The 18,708-nt window shown below is 53.1% G+C and carries 19 protein-coding genes; 8 read left to right on the top strand and 11 right to left on the bottom strand.

From position 1 onward, the window contains the following. Positions 1-10: 10 nt before the first annotated feature. The 10 genes from ACFE7X_RS03645 to ACFE7X_RS03600 all read right to left on the bottom strand — a co-directional run bounded on the left by ACFE7X_RS03645 (position 11) and on the right by ACFE7X_RS03600 (position 8,637). A complete protein-coding gene (locus ACFE7X_RS03645) occupies positions 11-757 on the bottom strand; it encodes an isoprenyl transferase (protein ID WP_375434300.1) in 747 nt (248 codons plus the stop codon). Between the two features lie 70 nt (positions 758-827). After that, positions 828-1,592, bottom strand: coding sequence for a DUF6089 family protein (locus ACFE7X_RS03640; protein ID WP_375434299.1), 765 nt, complete (start codon positions 1,590-1,592; stop codon positions 828-830). A 41-nt stretch (positions 1,593-1,633) separates the two neighbouring features. Further along, positions 1,634-2,617, bottom strand: coding sequence for a DUF6089 family protein (locus ACFE7X_RS03635; RefSeq protein ID WP_375434298.1), 984 nt, complete (start codon positions 2,615-2,617; stop codon positions 1,634-1,636). A gap of 52 nt (positions 2,618-2,669) precedes the next feature. Then, on the bottom strand, positions 2,670-3,563 hold the full coding sequence (locus tag ACFE7X_RS03630) for an NAD kinase (protein ID WP_375434297.1): 894 nt from the start codon (positions 3,561-3,563) through the stop codon (positions 2,670-2,672). A 35-nt stretch (positions 3,564-3,598) separates the two neighbouring features. Next, a complete protein-coding gene (locus ACFE7X_RS03625; protein WP_375434296.1) occupies positions 3,599-5,014 on the bottom strand; it encodes a POTRA domain-containing protein in 1,416 nt (471 codons plus the stop codon). Positions 5,015-5,076: 62 nt separating this feature from the next. Then, a complete protein-coding gene (locus ACFE7X_RS03620) occupies positions 5,077-5,754 on the bottom strand; it encodes a CBS domain-containing protein (RefSeq protein ID WP_375434295.1) in 678 nt (225 codons plus the stop codon). 285 nt (positions 5,755-6,039) lie between these two features. Then, entirely contained in the window at positions 6,040-6,822 is a 783-nt protein-coding gene (locus tag ACFE7X_RS03615) for an alpha/beta fold hydrolase (RefSeq protein WP_375434294.1), read from the bottom strand. Positions 6,823-6,826: 4 nt separating this feature from the next. Next, positions 6,827-7,447: an anthranilate synthase component II gene (locus ACFE7X_RS03610; protein ID WP_375434293.1), complete on the bottom strand. Its 621-nt coding sequence runs from the start codon at positions 7,445-7,447 to the stop codon at positions 6,827-6,829. A gap of 102 nt (positions 7,448-7,549) precedes the next feature. After that, positions 7,550-8,071 carry a CvpA family protein gene (locus ACFE7X_RS03605; RefSeq protein ID WP_375434292.1) on the bottom strand — a complete coding sequence of 174 codons (522 nt, stop codon included), beginning with the start codon at positions 8,069-8,071 and terminating at the stop codon, positions 7,550-7,552. 101 nt (positions 8,072-8,172) lie between these two features. After that, a complete protein-coding gene (locus tag ACFE7X_RS03600; protein ID WP_375434291.1) occupies positions 8,173-8,637 on the bottom strand; it encodes a GatB/YqeY domain-containing protein in 465 nt (154 codons plus the stop codon). A gap of 222 nt (positions 8,638-8,859) precedes the next feature. On the opposite strand from ACFE7X_RS03600, the gene ACFE7X_RS03595 reads away from it, so the two are divergent. The 8 genes from ACFE7X_RS03595 to ACFE7X_RS03560 all read left to right on the top strand — a co-directional run bounded on the left by ACFE7X_RS03595 (position 8,860) and on the right by ACFE7X_RS03560 (position 16,496). Next, positions 8,860-9,573 carry a pyridoxine 5'-phosphate synthase gene (locus tag ACFE7X_RS03595; RefSeq protein WP_375434290.1) on the top strand — a complete coding sequence of 238 codons (714 nt, stop codon included), beginning with the start codon at positions 8,860-8,862 and terminating at the stop codon, positions 9,571-9,573. Between the two features lie 64 nt (positions 9,574-9,637). After that, positions 9,638-10,696 carry a tRNA 2-selenouridine(34) synthase MnmH gene (gene mnmH / locus ACFE7X_RS03590; protein ID WP_375434289.1) on the top strand — a complete coding sequence of 353 codons (1,059 nt, stop codon included), beginning with the start codon at positions 9,638-9,640 and terminating at the stop codon, positions 10,694-10,696. Continuing rightward, positions 10,686-11,075 (top strand): VOC family protein, encoded by a 390-nt coding sequence (locus tag ACFE7X_RS03585; RefSeq protein WP_375434288.1) that lies wholly within the window; start codon positions 10,686-10,688, stop codon positions 11,073-11,075. Before mnmH ends, ACFE7X_RS03585 begins: the two co-directional genes overlap by 11 nt. 37 nt (positions 11,076-11,112) lie before the next feature. Next, the gene (selD, locus tag ACFE7X_RS03580) at positions 11,113-12,165 is read left to right on the top strand and encodes a selenide, water dikinase SelD (RefSeq protein WP_375434287.1); all 1,053 of its coding nucleotides are present in this window, start codon (positions 11,113-11,115) and stop codon (positions 12,163-12,165) included. Between the two features lie 3 nt (positions 12,166-12,168). Beyond that, the gene (locus tag ACFE7X_RS03575) at positions 12,169-12,771 is read left to right on the top strand and encodes a hypothetical protein (RefSeq protein ID WP_375434286.1); all 603 of its coding nucleotides are present in this window, start codon (positions 12,169-12,171) and stop codon (positions 12,769-12,771) included. A gap of 637 nt (positions 12,772-13,408) precedes the next feature. After that, complete coding sequence (locus tag ACFE7X_RS03570) at positions 13,409-14,878, top strand: tetratricopeptide repeat-containing sensor histidine kinase (RefSeq protein ID WP_375434285.1); 1,470 nt, start codon at positions 13,409-13,411, stop codon at positions 14,876-14,878. Between the two features lie 62 nt (positions 14,879-14,940). Beyond that, positions 14,941-15,717 (top strand): alpha/beta fold hydrolase, encoded by a 777-nt coding sequence (locus tag ACFE7X_RS03565; RefSeq protein WP_375434284.1) that lies wholly within the window; start codon positions 14,941-14,943, stop codon positions 15,715-15,717. A 68-nt stretch (positions 15,718-15,785) separates the two neighbouring features. Continuing rightward, complete coding sequence (locus ACFE7X_RS03560; RefSeq protein WP_375434283.1) at positions 15,786-16,496, top strand: SAM-dependent methyltransferase; 711 nt, start codon at positions 15,786-15,788, stop codon at positions 16,494-16,496. Positions 16,497-16,516: 20 nt separating this feature from the next. Here ACFE7X_RS03560 and feoB read toward each other — a convergent pair whose 3' ends face one another. Beyond that, on the bottom strand, positions 16,517-18,706 hold the full coding sequence (gene feoB / locus ACFE7X_RS03555; RefSeq protein ID WP_375434282.1) for a ferrous iron transport protein B: 2,190 nt from the start codon (positions 18,704-18,706) through the stop codon (positions 16,517-16,519). Positions 18,707-18,708 lie beyond the last annotated feature (2 nt).

The raw sequence follows: 18,708 nt of genomic DNA, 5'->3' as shown, positions 1-18,708 counted from the left end.
TATTGAAACCTTACGAAACGGTTAGCTGCTCACTCGTCTTCCCAAAACGCCGCTCCCGGCGCTGATACGCCCGCACGGCTTCCTCAAAATGAGCCCGGCGGAAGTCAGGCCACAAAAGGTCCGTGATATATAGTTCGGTGTACGCCAACTGCCACAGCAGAAAATTGCTGATGCGTTGTTCTCCACTAGTGCGAATCAGCAACTCCGGATCGGGTATGCCCGCCGTGGTCAGATATTTCGCAATGGTGCTTTCCTCAACGTCTTCGGCGCGTAACTGTCCGGCCGCTACGTCGGCAGCCAAGCGCCGGGCTGCTTGTGTTAAATCCCAGCGGCCACTATAGCTAAGCGCCAATACCAGCGTCATTCGAGAACCTGCCTTTGTTAGCTCCATTGCCTCCGCCAGTTCACGCTGACAAGAATTGGGCAAGCTTTGGATTTGGCCGATAGCCTGTAAACGAATGCCGTTCTTTAATAGTGTGGGAGTCTCTTTGCGAATAGTATGTACCAGCAACTGCATCAGTGCAGTCACTTCGTGCGCCGGTCTCGACCAGTTTTCTGTCGAGAAAGCATAGAGCGTGAGGTAGTGCACCCCCATTTCAGCGGCGACTTCTACTGTCTCACGTACGGCAGTAATGGCGTTCTGGTGCCCGAAGATGCGGAGGCCGCCCTTCTGCTTGGCCCAGCGGCCATTACCATCCATAATCACGGCGACGTGAGCAGGAATATTCTGTGGGTCGATTTCGGACCGGACGGCCATGGATACTTTTTGCGTAAAGAGGCTGCAAGTTACGCAAATGGTTGCATTTCAACCTGTCCAATCCGGCTATCTACCGTAGGAGCTTAGGATTGTCCTTGTACTGAGGTGGGCAGTTAATCTTATAAAAAGTATAAGAGATAGTAACTCCGTTAAAGAAATACCAGTCTTGGTCGTGCGGATTGCCTACAACATCAGTCTGTCCATTGGTCTTACCATCAATATGGTCGAGTTTATCGGTAAACGCCTTACGAGCACCAGCTTCAAGCCCCAAGTTCCACCGATTCGACAAAGCATACTTGAAGCCAAAGCCCGCGGGTATCGCTACCCCAAGGATATTCCCCTTTTGGTTCAATGAAGGCAGAGTACCATTGTTGCTAACAGTAGTTATACTAGCTAAATAACCCGCTAAACCAACAAAGACATAAGGTGTGAAATGCACCTTCGCCTTGCGGTAATGATAGTCGAAGAAGTTGTACTCGAGCACCGCCGACGCCTCGTATAGGGGACCTTTCGTATTTGCCTGGCGATAGGCCTGCAACGGAGGCACATCCCCATTCTCTCCCTTCACGTTTCCATCATCTGCCCGTAGCAGACCGGCCATGAGAGCTCCTCGTAACGTAATAGGCGCCGAAATATCTCGGCGATAAAAGGCCGTAACAGCTGGCCGATTGTTCTTGAACTGATAACTCGAGGATAATTCTCCTTTATAAACAAGGCCACCTAAGCCTACTCCTATTTCACTGGTATACTGGGCGGCAACTGAATGAGCAAAAAAAACACTCCCCGCTTGCGTCAAGCAAACAAGGAGCGTTTTAGAGAGATTTACTTTTATCATTAGAACTGGTTGTGAGTAGAATACCAACCAGCAGAAACTGGTTAGCGAAATTTAGGGCTCTTAACGCGCGGGGCGAGAATGTAGTTGAGCGTGAAACCGGCCTGTACGTACCAGTCGTCTTCGTCGTCTTTACCACGCTGGTAGCCAGATTGATTGGTTTCAAACCAAGTACCATCTAGACCGGCGGTACCGCCGCCAGTGATGTCCCAACCAAAGTATTGGGCGGCGCCAGCGTTGAGGGCGCTTTTGCTAACTACATAATTCGTACTTACGTCGTCAAGATAGTCATTAAACGTTTTGCGGAAGCCTATCTCGAAGCCAAGATCAAAGCTTTTGTTTAGTTTATAACGCGCACCAATGCCAAATGGTATAGCAATACCAGCTCTGTTATAAGACACTCCTTCCGTTTGAAGCGGCTGCAAAGCAATATAGCTGCCTCTACTCAAATTCTGGGAATTGTCATCTGTAACCTCGCCCTTAGGATTACCAGCGTATCCTGCTAAACCGGCAAATATATAAGGTACAAAGTCGGGACGCTTGATGTAGTTATTGCGGTTTGGAATTAGGTCAAAAATAGCTACAGCAGAAAGCTCGGCAATATCGTTGCGAAAATTCATGTTGCGGTTGTAGCGAAATTTTGCGTCCGTGTCGTTTTGATCAGCGGCCTTAACGTCGCTACCCGTAATACGACCATAGCTTAAACCACCGCGAGCTGATATCCGAGGGGTAAAGCGGTGAGTGAACGTAACGCCAAGATTAGGACGCGTAGCGCCAAAACGTAAGCTTGGAATGCTAGGCTTAGGAGTGATATCGCCGAAATAGTTCATAGCTGTCAGCGTTACGCCAACTGAGTTATACTGCTTTCGCTTCGTGAACTGCTGCGCATCCGCCGCAGGAGCTATCAGCAACGAGGCCAACAGCAACGTAAGGGTGTAATTAAAAAACTGCTTCATATTGGAGCGAAAGTTAGTAATAGCGAAAGGAGAAGCCTGATCTGAAGGAAACACAGTAACAGTCAGCAACAAAAGTAGAAGATATAGGGAACTAAAAAAACTAATAGCAGGAAAAGTATATCTTCTAAACTGGAATTCCAGCCGGATTACGCCGATCTAGCCCCCAGTTTAACTTGCTACGCAGTGTGCTTAGGAAATTAACATGATTGAATTTTACTAAGCGCACCGAAAAGCTCTCTCGTCTAACTGCAATTTGCACCCCCGCATCAACTGGCACAGAACGCGAATCAAGGGAAAGCAAAAACTGGTTGCTACGGCCCTCTATTTCAAAGGAAATCACGCTGCGATCCGACACAATAATAGGACGCACATTGAGATTGTGAGGGCATACGGGGGCAATGATAAAATTGTTTGTCTGGGGTAGCATCACTGGTCCGCCGCAACTAAGTGAGTAGCCAGTAGACCCAGTGGGAGTAGCTACTACGAGGCCGTCCGCCCAGTAAGAATTCAAGTATTCGCCGTCGATGTAGGTATGCACTACAATCATCGAGGAGGTATCGCGCTTCAAAATACTGACCTCGTTAAGACCGAAGTTGATGTCACCGAAAGCATCCGGATCGGTTTCAACTCGGATCAAGCTTCGGTCTTCCAAGACGAAATGACCTTTGAAAAGGGCGTCCATGGCTTGCGCAATACGGTCAGGCGTAACAGTGGCCAGAAAGCCAAGACGCCCCGTATGAATGCCCAGAATCGGAATCTGTAGGCTACCGACGTAAGTAACGGTGTCGAGCAAGGTACCGTCGCCGCCGATGCTGAGGACGAACTGCACACCACGCAGAGAATCGCCACGGGTAAAGGTGGAAACGCCAGCGGGCAAATTGAGCCGTTGGGTCAGGTAGTCATGAAAAGACTTAACCACAAGAATACCCGTCTGTCGACCAGCCAGATCATCAAGCAGGCTCTGCACAAAGGGCAAACTCGCATCGTCGAAGGGTTTTCCTAGAATAGCAATTTTCATAACAAAATTTTAACCTACCCATGGCAGGCAACAAGTCAAATAGGAAATTCGGAACGGAAAAAGAAGCCGCCTTGGCCACGTAACGTACGAGTGTATTCGAAGGTAAAAACCCGATCGTAATACGTAACCAAATGCATAGCAACTCCAACAGAAGCAAGTAAGCGGCCCGGTAGCCGGTTGCCAGCTATAGCCGAAGGCGTGCTTACGTAACCTGCGTCGGTAAAGGTATTCAAATAGAGTGCGAGCGGGATGGTATTGACTTTCGAACTGGCTATGCCTTCTAACTGTACTCGCCCAGCATCGAAGAGCCGATAAGAAACGCCTTGTTGCAACAACGCATAATGGCGGCCATCTACTACATACGGGTCGTAACCACGTACCAGCACATCATAGCCAAGCGCACGATTGTCGGCGTAGGAAAAACGCCGACTGAAGCGCATCTGACCTTGCATAGCACCACTATAGTAAAATTGCCCGCCAAGCGGCACATAGCGGGCATAACGCACTCGAGCCAGCAACTGCGGAGGTGCCGCGGTAAGAAAACGTCTGTACACCAATTGCGCTTGGAGATAGCGCCCGGTGAGTGGATAAGCAAAGGTGTTGCGCTGATTCAAGACTCCACTCAGGCTAAAATTCAGGTACTCCCGGCGGGTACGGTCGAGGTAATAGTCGGGGTTGAGTTGGTTAACGGAATCAGTAATAGCCTCTTGATGGTAGCTTAGATCGAAAGCAGCTAGTAAGCGTACGGTCCTGCGCCAGCGCAGCCCGGCCGTAACGTAGCGTCGCTCGATTGGGAAACCATCTTCAGGGCGAAAGGTAACAAGACGGTCCTCAACTGTAGCATAATCGAGAGCCCGCGCACGGTAGTAAGAAGCTCCTACGCCTACCCCCACCCGACGGCGCCGACCATAGCCCGGCGCCTCATAAAACAACTCGTACTTGCGGTTAAAGCCCAATTGCAAATTGGCTAGCAGGTTTTCGTTGCGACCCCGAAAGTTTCTGCGTGTCAGGTGCAAACCATAGTCAACCCGGCGCCAGCGGTCAGAGCGGTCGGCCCAGGCGCGGAAGTTACGGTCAGCAATAGAGAGAATAGGGACCGGAAAAGTATACCAGCGCTCTTGCACGCTAAAAAGGATGGTAAGACGGCCATCTTGGCAAGCCACTTCGCACAGCACTTGGTGGAACAGCTGCAAGTTGAAGAGGCGGCGGCGGTTTGCTTCGATGCGAACTGCCAGCGTAGTGGCTCTTAGGGTATCCCCCTCACTAAAATCGAGTTCTGCGCGTAGGGTTTGCTCTTTGGTTACTTGATTTCCCACAAAAACCAGCGCAGCTACGCGCAGAGTAGTGTAACCGGGACACGTCAGCAGTGCCCGCAAGGTACTGTCAGGGGAGGATCGGGGGATGGGCGCAAAAGAGGGAGTGAAAGTCAACGCAGGTACAGCACGAACCATCGCAGTAGCAAGAAAGAATACTACCCAGACTAAAAAAGCTCGTGTGTACACCCGATTGCCGCTTACAGGCTTAGGTATTTCAGCAGTGCATCGTACCGATCCTGCTCGTTTTCACCTACCTCGGCTACCCCATTGAACTGCGCGGTAATAGTATAGCCGAAACGTTCCAGGGTAGCAGCAATACGAGTAAGTGAAGGCGTGTTCACTTTCAGCGTAAGACGAATGCGGTAAGGGTCGTGCTCGTCCTGCGCTACGTGAGCACTTAATACTTTCGCGTTGTTCTCTTCTATATACCGGCTGATAGTACCTAAGGAATAGTCACGCTCTTCCATCGAAAGCACAATTACCGCTCCTTGCCCAGAGGCAATAGGTTGCTGCCCGAAAGCAGCCAGTGTATCACTCACGGTCACGACGCCCATGTACTCGCGCTGGTCGTCGAGAACTGGAACAAGCTGAATTTTATTTTGGATGGCGACTTCCATAACGCTATAGAAATGCTGATCGTGCTGTACATGCACATCAGCAAAACCCAACGAAAGTTCGCTTAAGAGTTGACCATTTTTTTCGGCACGCTCAACATCAGCCAAATCGGCCCCCGTAACGAGGCCCCGGTACGCACGGTTATCGAGCACGGGCAGCTGGCCGACGTGGAATTCCTCCAGCCATTTGGCCGCTTTCCCGACGGTATCCGACACCTTTAGGGGCGGAATCATCTGGTTGAGCAAGTCTTCGGCAATCATCGAGTGCATCGGCGGGATATGAGGAATTAAACGAATAAAATAAAGTCAGGCGGGCAGGTCAAGATTATGAAATGCCCCAACCACCCAATTGCAACCACCGGGCCACAACCACAACAAATACGAAGCGGCCCTATTCTTGGAGTTTGAGAAGCCGCAGATATACAAAAAAGTTTTCAACGGCTTACTCCCGAAGAACCAGCAATGTAAAGAGACGGTCTGAACTGTAGAGGTTGCTTTCATTTCAGTAGCCCCTGCCATTCATTGTTCTGTACTGTTGCTTTACTTTCAGTTGATTGCCACCACTTCTTCCTCGGTACGTCGCAAAAACTGACGGAGCAACCCGTTAAATTCTTGGGGCCGTTCCATCATGGGTGCGTGCCCACAGTGGTCGAGGAATCGTAGCTCGGAGTTGCGAATGAGGTGATGAAATTCGTGGGCTACTATGGGCGGGGTGATGGTGTCATTCAGGCCCCAAACCAGTAGCGTGGGCACCCGAATGCCTCCCAACTCCTTGCTAAGATTGTGGCGCTGGGCCGACCTAGCAATGGCAATGATGCGCAGGCATTTAGCATTGGAGTTGGTGACATTGAACACCTCGTCTACTAGTTCCTTGGTTGCCACGGCCGGATCGTAGAACGTATAGGCTACTCGCTCCTGCACGTAGCCATAGTTGCCTCGCTTAGGAAACGAGCCGCCCATTGTATCTTCGAACAGACCACTGCTGCCGGTAAGTACCAACCGATTAACCCGCGCCGGATTCCGTAGGGTGTATTCTAGCCCTACGTGGCCACCCAGCGAATTGCCTAGCACCGTATAGGATTCGGTTAGGTTGATGGCCACTACAAACTCCTCCACATACTTCACCAACCCCGGTACGCCTGCTTGCGTGAGCGGCATATCGTAAATGGGTAGCAGCGGAATGATAACGCGGTAGTCGGGGCGGAAGTGCGCCACCACGTCCTGCCAATTGCTGAGAGCCCCAAAAAGGCCATGCAGCAGCAGCAGCACGGGCCCGGCACCCTCATCGACGTATTGAAACTCGTTGCGTTCTTTGATTTGCAATTCCATCTTTTTAGCGAACAACCGGCGTAGTAGTAGCCACCGAGCCCTCTTCTACAATGATACAATACCGAACCCAATTGCGCAGCATCAAGAGGCCATGCGTGGTGAGCAGCGCTTCGGGGTGGAACTGAACGCCCACCAGTGGCAAAGTAGTATGACGCAGCGCCATGATTTCGCGGGCCGGATCGGCGGTGTAGGCTAGGGCGCGCAGTACGGGAGGCAAGTTGCTCACCACCAGCGAATGGTAGCGCGTGACGGGTACCGGCTGGGGCACATCCTGAAACAGCCACTCGTCGGCTACTACTTCCATTTCCGATACTTTGCCGTGCATGGGTCGCAAGGCCCGGGTCACGGTGGCCCCGAAGAATTCGGCTAAGGCCTGATGCCCCAGACACACCCCGAGCATCGGGACGCGCTGATGCCAGGCAGCAACAACCGCCATCAGGTTGCCCGCCGCCGCCGGAGTGCCTGGCCCCGGCGACAAAACCAAAGCATCGAATTCCAACTCTTCTAAGTAGGCGAGCGGTACATCATTGCGAACCACCTGCACCTCACACTCTAACTGCTGAAAGTAGTCCAGCAAGTTATAGGTGAAAGAATCGAAGTTGTCGAGCAGCAGCAGGCGCGTCATTGTGCTAAGGGAGTAGCTAAATTAAGCAAGTAACGCGTCTTAGAGTTCCTAAGCAGCCTTCTTCGTGGAACTCGGTTTGCTGCTTTGCTACTCGTTCACTTCTCAAAATACAGCGCGTAGCTTGACCAGCAGCGTACTGGCGAAAGGCATAACGAAGCCAACAATTTCCAGCGCGAAGGGAGTGGCTTGGCGCACGAGGGGCAATACCTGCGAGCCAGCAACTAACGTAGGCGAAATAAGTTGCAGGCCTGATAAGCCAACTCCGTGCAGTAGTAAACTCAGCCCTAGCACCCACTTCAGCACGCCGGCCGCGCCACCGCCCAAGTTGTCGAGGACACCTAGGGGAGTGAGGTGCACCGCTTTTTTCACGAAGCTACCCAGTAAGTGTACGCCCCATACAATGGCTGCAAACACCAACAGGAACGCTACAAATGGCAACAGCCCGAAAGCCTCCCCTACGTACTGGCGCACCAACGGAATGGCGTCGCTGAGAAGTACCAGCCCGCCCACTGCCCCCAATACAAACGCCAACAACGATGCTACTTCCAACACGAGCCCCCGCTGAAAGCCTTTCACAGCTCCTATACCCAGCGGAATTAGCAGCAGAATATCGAAAGCGGACATGAAATTGATCAGCTAATCTGTTGATTGTTGGTGTTTGAGTAGCAAAAGTCATCTGGCTTGAGTCAACAATTGCCAATTCAACTCGTTAACAATCTTTTAAATCACACATTCGTGTTGTTGAGCAGGTTGTTTACCACTTGCGAGATCATCCGACCATCCGCTTTGCCAGCTAATTCGCGAGCGGCTACGCCCATTACTTTGCCGAGGTCGGAAGGACCGGTGGCACCCACGCGCTGGATGATGCCTACGAGTTGCTCTACCAAATCGGCTTCGCTAAGCTGCTGGGGCAAATATTCCTCGATAATAGCCAACTCGGCCAGTTCCACTTCTTCGAGGTCGGAGCGAAACTGTTTGTTATAGGTTTCGGCGGCTTCGCGACGCTGCTTGGCGGCTTTGGTTAAGAGCTTGATTTCAGCATCGGAAGTGAGGGCCGCGCCGTGCTGACCTTCGGCCGTTTCAGCCAGCAGAATTTGAGATTTGATGCTGCGCAGAGCAGTAAGACGGGTTTTGTCTTTGGCCAGCATGGCCTTCTTGATATCCGCGTCGATTGTTTCTTTTAAAGCCATGATTCAGGAGAAATGAGGATGCAAGATTACGTGTTTTTAAGTGATGCAACGGAAGCCAGAGGTAGCAGGGGGCGCACTCAGCAACAGGCTATAGAAAAAGCAAGGCAGACTGGAAACGGGTGCTAGCTGGGTGCGTCATGAGGGCAACTGTAAAACAGGGAGCGTAGCTCGGAGTTGTATCTTTGGTCTCTTCCGAGGCCACTTCGTCAGAAATACCCCTGTATGACCAAGCTTAGCGTAAACATAAATAAAATAGCTACCCTGCGGAACGCCCGCGGCCATAACCGCCCCGACCTCCTCCAGGTGGCGCGCGACTGTGAACGGTTCGGAGCGCAGGGCATCACGGTGCATCCACGGCCCGATGAGCGCCACATTCGTTACCAAGATGTGCGCGACTTGAAGGCTCTTGTCACCACTGAGCTAAACATAGAAGGCAACCCAACCCCCTATTTTCTGAACCTAGTGCGCGAAGTGCGCCCCGAGCAAGTAACCCTGGTGCCCGACGCGCCCGACGCTATTACGTCGAATGCTGGCTGGGATACCGTGAAGCACCAGATTTATTTGATGGGCGTCGTGCAGGAGTTGAAAGCCTTAGGCTGCCGGGTTAGCATCTTTCTGGACCCGAGCCTGGAAATGGTGAAAGCCGCAGTTGGCACCGGCACCGACCGGATCGAGTTGTACACCGAAGACTACGCCCGTCAGTATCCCCACGACCGAGAGGTAGCCCTTCTCCCCTACCGCACGGCGGCTGATTTGGCGCATCAGCTCGGCCTCGGCGTCAATGCCGGCCACGACCTCGACCTCGACAACCTCGCGTATCTGCATCAAAACCTGCCTGGGCTAGCGGAAGTAAGCATTGGGCACGCGCTAGTTTGCGATGCGCTCTATCTGGGCCTCGAAAACACCATTCAGCTCTACCGGCGCCAGTTGGCGTAATGAACCCATAAAGAATGAGCAAGAAGTGCTCTTCCCCTGCTCATACTACCTAGTCATTGCTCCTATGCCCCGTTTGCCCCTTTCCGAATTCCTGCAAGGTCCCGAAAACACGCCGGTTCTAGACGTACGTGCCCCAGTCGAGTACAGCCAGGGCCACATACCGGGCGCGCTTAGTTTTCCCTTGTTCACCGACGAGGAACGGGCCCGAATCGGTACCACGTACAAGCAAGCCAGCCAGGACAAAGCGGTATTGCTCGGCCTAGACTTGTTTGGGCCCAAAATGAGCCAACTAGTGAAAGCGGCTACCAAACTGGCCCCCAGCAAAGAAGTACGGGTGCATTGCTGGCGCGGGGGTATGCGTAGCGGCGCGGTCCAGTGGCTGCTGGAATTGGCTGGCTTTAAGGTGCATTTACTTAATAAGGGCTATAAAGACTACCGGCAATGGGTGCTGGCCCAGTTTGCTACGCCCCGGCCACTGCTAGTGTTGGGTGGCCTCACTGGTTCCGGCAAAACCGATGTGTTGCATGAATTGGCCCGCCTGAACGAGCCAGTACTGGACCTCGAAGGGCTGGCTAGCCACAAAGGCTCGGCGTTTGGCAGCATTGGTTTGCCACCCCAGCCCACTCAAGAGCAATTCGAGAACGACTTAGCCGCGGCGCTCACGCAGCTTTCCACGGAAATTCCAGCTTGGGTGGAAGATGAAAGCCGCACCATTGGCGGTATTCATGTGCCGCCGCCCTTGTTTCGACAGATGAGTGAGGCGCCGCTGGTCGTGCTGGAAATACCGCGGCCGGTACGAGTCCGCAAGCTAGCTGAAGAGTACGGCCGTGAAGACCCCGGCGCTCTGGCCACTTCTATTCTGCGGATTCGCAAACGCCTCGGCGGCCTTGCTACCAAAGAGGCCCTGTCGGCCATTGCCGAAGACGATATGGAGAAAATGGTGAGTTTGGTGCTCGATTATTACGACAAGACTTACAGCCATGGCCTAACGAACCGTAAGGCCATCTGCGTACCTTCCACCACCTGCGACGCGGCCGTAAATGCGCAATTGGTACGCGAAGCCGCACGCCATGCCAACTTGTTTTCTATGGCACCTTTCAACGCTTCCTCTCGTGGTACCTAAGCTGCGCGTTGCCCGCCCCACCGACCAATTGCCGGAGTTACTGCGCTTCTACCGCGACGGACTAGGGCTGGTAGAATTAGCTGCCTTCACCACGCACAACGGTTTCGATGGCGTGATACTCGGTCATCCACAGGCACCTTATCATCTGGAATTCACGCACCAACCCGGTCACGTAGTCGGCCGAGCACCAACCGCCGACCATCTGCTAGTGTTCTACCTACCCGACCTGTCCGATTGGCGCGCGGCTATCCAGTGTATGGAGGCTGCTGGGTTTAAGCCAGTACCGGCATATAACCCGTACTGGGACCAACTCGGCACCACGTTCGAAGACCCCGACGGCTACCGCGTCGTATTGCAGCAAGCTGCTTGGGAGCTGTAGCGGCTTCGCCTTTTTGTCATTTTCTATTATGCCACCGATGACTCCTGAAACCAACGACCAGATTCGCCTCACGCAGTATAGCCACGGGGCGGGCTGCGGCTGCAAAATCGCGCCCAAGGTGCTCGACCAGATTCTGCACACCAGCGTTCCGCAACCCCACGACGACAAGCTGCTGGTTGGCAATTCCTCCCGCGACGATGCCGCCGTGTACGATATAGGCGGCGGCCAGGCTCTTATCAGCACCACCGACTTCTTCATGCCCATCGTTGATGATGCCTACGACTTTGGGCGCATTGCCTCCGCTAACGCCATTTCCGACGTGTATGCCATGGGTGGCCGGCCGGTTATGGCTATTGCTGTATTAGGTTGGCCTATTGATAAGTTGGCGCCCGAGGTAGCGCGCCGCGTGATTGAAGGCAGCCGCAGCATCTGCCAGGAAGCGGGCATCCCGCTGGCCGGCGGCCACAGCATCGATTCGCCCGAACCTATTTTTGGCCTGGCAGTAACTGGAATGTTGGCCATTGAAAACCTCAAGCAAAATGACACGGCCACTGCGGGCTGCGAGTTGTACCTAACCAAGCCTCTGGGCGTTGGGATGCTGACCACCGCCCAAAAACGCGGCATCTTGCGCCCGGAAGACGAAGCCATTGCGCCGCAAAGCATGATGCAACTCAACAAGATAGGCGCCGACCTAGGCAAGCTATCTGCCGTACGCGCCATGACCGACGTGACCGGGTTCGGCCTGTTAGGCCACCTTTCCGAGGTCTGCGAAGGTAGTAACCTCACGGCCGATGTGGAATTCAGTGCCGTACCACTTATAGCTGAAGCCGAACATTATCGAGTTCAAAAAGCCATTCCGGGCGGCACAGTACGCAATTGGGATTCCTATGGCCACAAGATTGGCACCATCACCGACGAGCAACGGGCTTGGCTTTGTGATCCGCAAACCTCGGGAGGCTTGCTCGTGTGCGTCGAGCCCGCTGGCCGGGCAGAAGTGCAGGCCGTTTTCAAACAGCACGGACTCGTGCTGGAGTGTTTCGGCGTGCTGCGTGCACACCACCCAGGCGAAGCTTGGATTCAGGTTCGATAGGTTGTGAAGACGGTTTCGCTGTTGCGGCCTCTGCTAGAGTTCGGGGCCGTAGTCGTAGCCCTGATTGTGGGGCTACGGCTTATTACAGGCCTGTTTGGAGGACGCCAAAGAATGTACCGGGTTACATTTCAGCGGCAAGTGGCTTTGCTGTTCTGGCCGGTTCTCTGCCTGAGTGTCGGGCTGCCTTTTCTGGTGTCATTCCTGTTTGCAGGCGCTTTATCAACCTATGAGTTGGTGCTGCTACTGCTGATTTCGGCGCTGGTACTAGGCTTTGCGGCGCCTGCTTTACTGTTACATCTGCACTACTATCTGCACAATCACGACACTGAGCTACTATTCGAGCCTAAACAAAACGTTCTGGAAGTGTACCAAGACGGACAGCGCTTGGCCTTCAGCCGAGCCGATATACGGCGAGTGGTGTACGCCCGCTGCACTTCTCGGCGCTTGTTTTGGAGTAACTACGAATACATTCAGTTACAGCTGCATGACGGGCAGCTAATTACCATCACCTCTTTGCTCTTGAAACTGACGATACTAGCCGATTTCCTGCGTAATACTCACCTCGAAAATCAACAATATTTATTTTGTACAATCCGAACTTACTAGCCCTTGCGTAAGTATTGGCAGGTTTATAGTAGCATCAATTAATTTATAAATATATCGTATTTATATTCTCTGTTTGGCTGCGTAAAATCACAACAGAGGGGTTACCCTTATATTGACAAGCATTGATATTCATAAATACTTGAGCGTATATTTGATTTTATAAATATTGTATTTAGGTGTGGAAAGGCGGCTACTTTATTATTTCTTATTTTTCTGCCTTCACCTGTTTAAGCCTGAATTAGCAATTGCGTCTGATCCTGATCCTGCGGTAGCAAGCCTTTTACGCCAACTGCCAACTTGCACTCCCGATACCAGCCGTCTGCGCACTCTTGCTGCCTTATGCTACAAATTGCATGGCTCGCAGCTGAAACGGGCTATATTCTATGGCGAGCAAGCGGTTCGCTTAGCAACTCATAGCAACAATAAAACCTGCTTAATCAGGGTCCTGCTTGACCTCGGGTGCTGCTACGCAAACATGGCCGATGACATGCATGCCCTTAAGCTTGAGCAACAAGCACTTACGCTAGCGCAACAGCTCAATGACAACGAGGGTATTGTACGAGCTTATACTTGCATCGGGGGGATACATCAGGAGAACAACTATACTACCAATGCGCTGCATAACTACCATCGGGCAATGGCTTCCGTCCACTGCCTAGGAGTGAAGGTAAGTACGCAGATCATGCTGTATGGCAATCTAGGCAACCTGTATTCCTACCTACGCAGCTATCCATCAACCTTATACTACACGCGTAAAGCTCTCCAGCTCGCCCGCGAAAGCGCCGATAAGCCTGGCGATTCATTATATACAGCCAATCTAGGGCTGCTTTATCTTCAACAAGGCAAACTTGACACCGCGGAAGGCTTGGCCCGAAAACCAATGACGCTAGTGGAACCACTACATAGCTATCGGCTTGAAGCGGGCCACTTAGAACTGCTTGCTACCATTCTACTGCTGGAAAAACAGCTCGACGAATCAGAGCTCTTAACTCGGCGGGCGCTTCGTCTTGGTCGGCAGGTTGACTTCAAAACACGCATACTTGATGCCTATCACTTGCTAACGGAAATCAACGCAGGACGCAGAAATTACGAAGAAGCTTTCAAGTGGCAGGGTATGTTTCGCGCCCTCAACGACTCAATCAACAACAGCGCACGCCTCCAAGCCACAGCTGCCTTGCAGGCTCGCTACGAGATGTCTGAGAAGGAAAGCCAAATTAAACAGCTCACTCATCGCAGTGAACTTCAACAGCACCACAACCACGAGCTATGGCTGATAGTTGGGGCCTTGCTGCTAAGCTTAGGTGGTGTCGGAACGCTGTACTGGAAATTAAGGCGCAGCAGAGCCGCATTGGCCGCAAACCATGCTGCTTTGCACGAAGTCACACACGAGCTTCGTGAAGTGGCAGCTTCCAAAGACCGCCTCTATACTATTGTGGCTCACGACCTACGCGGCCCTGTTACCGCGTTTGTCGGCGTTACGGAACTGATTGGTTTTTACTTGAAAACAGGTGATGAGGATGGCTTACAACGCTTGCCAGCTCTGGTACGGCAGTCGGCCAAAAGCCTGAACGAGCTGCTTGACAACTTATTAAATTGGGCTGTGAGCCAAACCGGAGAATTAGTGAGCCAACCGGAGCAGCTTCGTATTGATGATTTATTCGCGGAAGTAGAAGAGCTATACCGCACCACGGCCGAAGCCAAGCAGATTCAGCTTACGGCTAGCGGCGCACTTACTTCCACCCTCTGGGCCGACCCCAACATGACGCGCACTATCCTGCGCAACCTTGTCGGCAACGCCCTTAAGTTCACTCCGGGCGGCGGGGTTATTCAACTCGAAGCCATACCTAGTGCGCAGGGCAATACCCTTACGCTACGCGTTACCGATACGGGCCAAGGCATGGCCCCTGATCAGGTAGCGGCCTTGCTTACGGCCAATCCTAAAGGTTCGTCGGCTCAGCGTCTCATGGGGCCTAGCTTTGGAACGGGACTTGGTCTGCCCTTGTGCCGAGCTTTCACGGAGCGGCTAGGTGGTACGCTAGCTATTGCCAGCACCCCCGGCATCGGTACTATAGTGCAGGTTGAGCTACCAGGTCAGACGGTAAACTAGCTGCCGTTGCAAGCAGATGTGCCGACTACTCCCGACCTTTGCTCGCTCTTCCCGCTTCTACTATGCACCTTCATCATCGCGAAATAGGCCAGGGCACTCCTTTAGTCGTTCTGCACGGCCTTTTCGGTACCCTCGACAACTGGCAGACACTAGCGCGGCGTTGGGCCGAGGCTGGGCACCGCGTCATCACCGTTGATTTGCGTAACCACGGCCGCTCTTTTCACTCGCCCGAGCATAGCTACGAACTAATGAGCGCCGATGTGCTGGCATTGTTTGATAGGCTTCAACTCGGCGCCGACGTTACGTTGCTCGGCCACAGCATGGGTGGCAAAGTAGCCATGCGCTTTGCCCTCGACCATCCCACCCGGCTGGCCCGCCTCGTGGTAGTGGACATTGCGCCTCGGTTATCCGACATGGCGCACCAAGACGAGATATTGGCGGGCTTACATGCCGTAAATCTTACCGCCCTGGAAAGTCGTCAGCAGGCCGATGAGGCGTTGGCAGTTCATATCCGCCAGCCCGGAGTGCGGCAGTTCCTACTGAAAAACCTTTACCGTCAAGAAGACAATTCCTTTGCTTGGCGGCAGAATCTGCGCACGCTCAGTGAAAAAATAGCGGACATTGGCGCCGAAATCAGCGGTCCGACGCCGTTTCTGAAGCCCACGCTTTTCATTCGTGGTGGCAAGTCCGACTATGTTACTACCGAAGACAAGCTCTATGGTATTCCGGCTTTGTTTCCTAATTCACAAGTGGAAACCATAGTAGACGCTGGGCATTGGGTGCACGCCGAAAAACCAGATGAAGTGTTCGGGTTGGTACAGGCATTTGCTAAAGGGTAGTTGCTGCCAAACTTCGGACTTGTCGCCTTGTATTCATCCATCATTTTTGCTCAATTCTTAATTTCAAATTGAAGCCTGGCATTCTTTACCTGATTCCCACTATTCTAGCCGATGAGACGGCTCCGCAGGTGCTACCTCCACAGATTGCCGTGCACGTAGCCGCGCTGTCGTATTTCCTGGTGGAGAATGCCCGTACGGCCCGGCGCTTCATTAAAAGCGTAGCACCCGCCCAGGTAATTGAGGATTTGCGTATCAGCGTTATCGACAAAGACAGCACCGAGGCGCAGATTCAGGCGGCGTTGAAGCTGGTGATGGCTGGGCAAGATGCGGGAGTTATTTCGGAAGCTGGCTGTCCGGGCGTTGCCGACCCCGGCGCGGAGTTGGCACGAGTTGCACACACACTTGGCATTCGAGTGGTGCCACTGGTGGGGCCAAGCAGTGTCTTGCTAGCGCTTATGGCTTCTGGCATGAACGGGCAGAGTTTCACCTTTCATGGCTACCTACCCATCGACCGAAGCCGACGGGCGGCAGCAATCAAGCAGCTAGAAAAACTGGCCCTGGCCCAGCATCAAACGCAGCTTTTCATTGAAACCCCTTACCGCAACATGCAACTGCTGGAAGACCTACTAAGTCAACTGCACTCATCAACTCGGTTGTGCATTGCCGCCAGCCTCACAGCTCCCAATGAATACGTACGCACGGATACGGTAGCTGGCTGGAAAAAAGCGGGGCTGCCCGAGATTCACAAGCAGCCCGCTGTGTTCCTGGTGGGCAGATAGTTGTAAGCTTCAGCTTAGGGCTATTTCAATACCTGATAGACTAGCAGCGAAGCCAAATAGGCCAGCCCTGTCATATAGAATAGCTGAAGCAACGGCCACGTCCAGCCTTTAGTTTCGCGGTAGGTAGTGGCCAGCGTGCTCATGCATTGCATGGCAAACACATAGAAAACCAGCAAAGAGCCGGCACGAGCCGGCGTAAAAAATGGCTGCCCATCCGGTCCTTTTTCGGCCGCTAGTTTTTGCTGCACCGTTAGCTCGTTTGCGTCCTGCCCTACACTGTAAATAGTTGACATGGTGCCTACAAATACTTCGCGGGCAGCAAATGAGGTCAGCAACGAAATACCGATTTTCCAGTCGAAGCCCAATGGGCGGATAGCAGGCTCGATGAAGTGGCCGAACTGGCCGGCATAAGAAGATTCCAGCTTTTCGGAAGCCACCCGAGATTCCGTTTCCGCCTCACTCAGCGTTTGCGTTGCGGCGCTCGTGCGGACCCGCTGTTCGGCTTGCTCCAAGGCGTTACCAGGGCCATAAGAAGCCAGAACCCACAGTATTACCGAAATAGCCACGATAACTTTGCCGGCCTGAAACACAAAGGCCTTCACCTTTTCCAGGATAGTGAGGCCCACGTTTTTCCAACGTGGCCAACGGTATACCGGAAATTCCATAATGAAGTAGCTCCGCTCCTTGGTCTTCATGAACAGCTTCAGTACCCAAGCCGACCCAACTGCCGATACAAAGCCGAGTAGGTATAGCCCCATTAAGGCCACTCCGCGCAGGTTGAAGATGCCAAGTACCGGCTGATCGGGTACCACTAGTCCGATCAGCACTGTGTAAACCGGAATTCGGGCCGAGCAGCTCATCAGCGGCGTAACGAAGATGGTAATCATCCGGTCCTTGCGGTTCTCGATGGTGCGGGCACTCATGATAGCCGGCACAGCGCAAGCCATACCCGAAATCAGGGGCACAACACTCTTGCCATTCAGACCAAACTTGCGCATGATGCGGTCCATCATGAACGTGACGCGGGCCATGTAGCCGGTTTCTTCCAGCACCGCAATAAAAGCAAACAGCAGGGCAATCTGCGGAATAAAAATCAATACCCCGCCTAAGCCCGCAAGCACCCCTTCCGTCAGCAGACTAATGAGCGGCCCGTTGAAATTCGATTGAATCAAGCCGTTGATCCAGGCTACACCTTGATCAATAAGCTCCATGGGATAGCTGGCCCAGGAAAACACCGCCTGAAACAGCAGAAATAGAATTGCCAGAAAGATCAGGTACCCCCATACGCGGTGGGTTAGCACTCGGTCGAGGCGGTTGCTATACGGCTCGGCTTTTTCAGTACGCGTCACCGATACAACATCCAGTAGTAGCTCGTTGATGCGGCTGTAGCGGTCAATGGTTTCTTGTGCCTGCCGGGTGGTAGGCTCGAAATCGTATTTGGTTACGAGTTCCGCAACGTACGCTTTATCGTCAGCGGTCAGGAAGCTGATATGACGAAACTGGTGCGCGTAGTGCAGCGCCAAGTAGTCGTTGTGCAAATTGAAGTAGTACCGAATCTGCCGCAGCATGGGCAGCAGCGTTTCGTCGGGCTCATAGAACCGATTGGTGCCCGCATCAAGCTGCTGCGCCATCACAATCTTGAGCGCTGCTACGCCGATGCCCTTGCGCGCATTCATAGGAATAACGGGCACTCCCAACTCGTGCTGCAATGCCTCCAGATCAATGTTGATGCCGTGTTGAGCGGCCACATCCATCATGTTCAGCGCGAGCACCAAAGGCAAACCTAAATCAGCGAGTTGGGTGAACAGCAATAAGTTACGGCGCAGGTTGCTAGCATCAGCCGTCACCACTACAAAGTCCGGATACTGCGCCGAAGCCCGGTCGTAAAGCAGATCGGTGATTACCTTCTCGTCGAGGCTCTTCGGGTAGAGCGAATAGGTACCCGGCAAATCAATAATCTCAGCGCGGTGTTGCGGGGTCAGTTGGCTCACGCCGGTCTTACGGTCCACTGTTACACCAGGGAAGTTGCCAACTTTCTGGTTGAGCCCCGTGAGTTGGTTGAAGAGCGAAGTTTTGCCGGAATTAGGATTGCCAATCAGCGCTATGCGCGTGAGGCTACGCGACGCTGCGGGTGCAGCAGCACTGGCTTCACGTGTAGCGGCCGAAGCTGCTGCACTAACGGGAGCGATACGAATTCCGGCACTACTCATGC

The organism is uncultured Hymenobacter sp., from assembly GCF_964242765.1.
Classification (GTDB): Bacteria; Bacteroidota; Bacteroidia; order Cytophagales; family Hymenobacteraceae; genus Hymenobacter.
The sequence above is the reverse complement of the archived record's forward strand: the minus strand, read 5'-3'. Positions and strand labels throughout refer to the sequence as shown.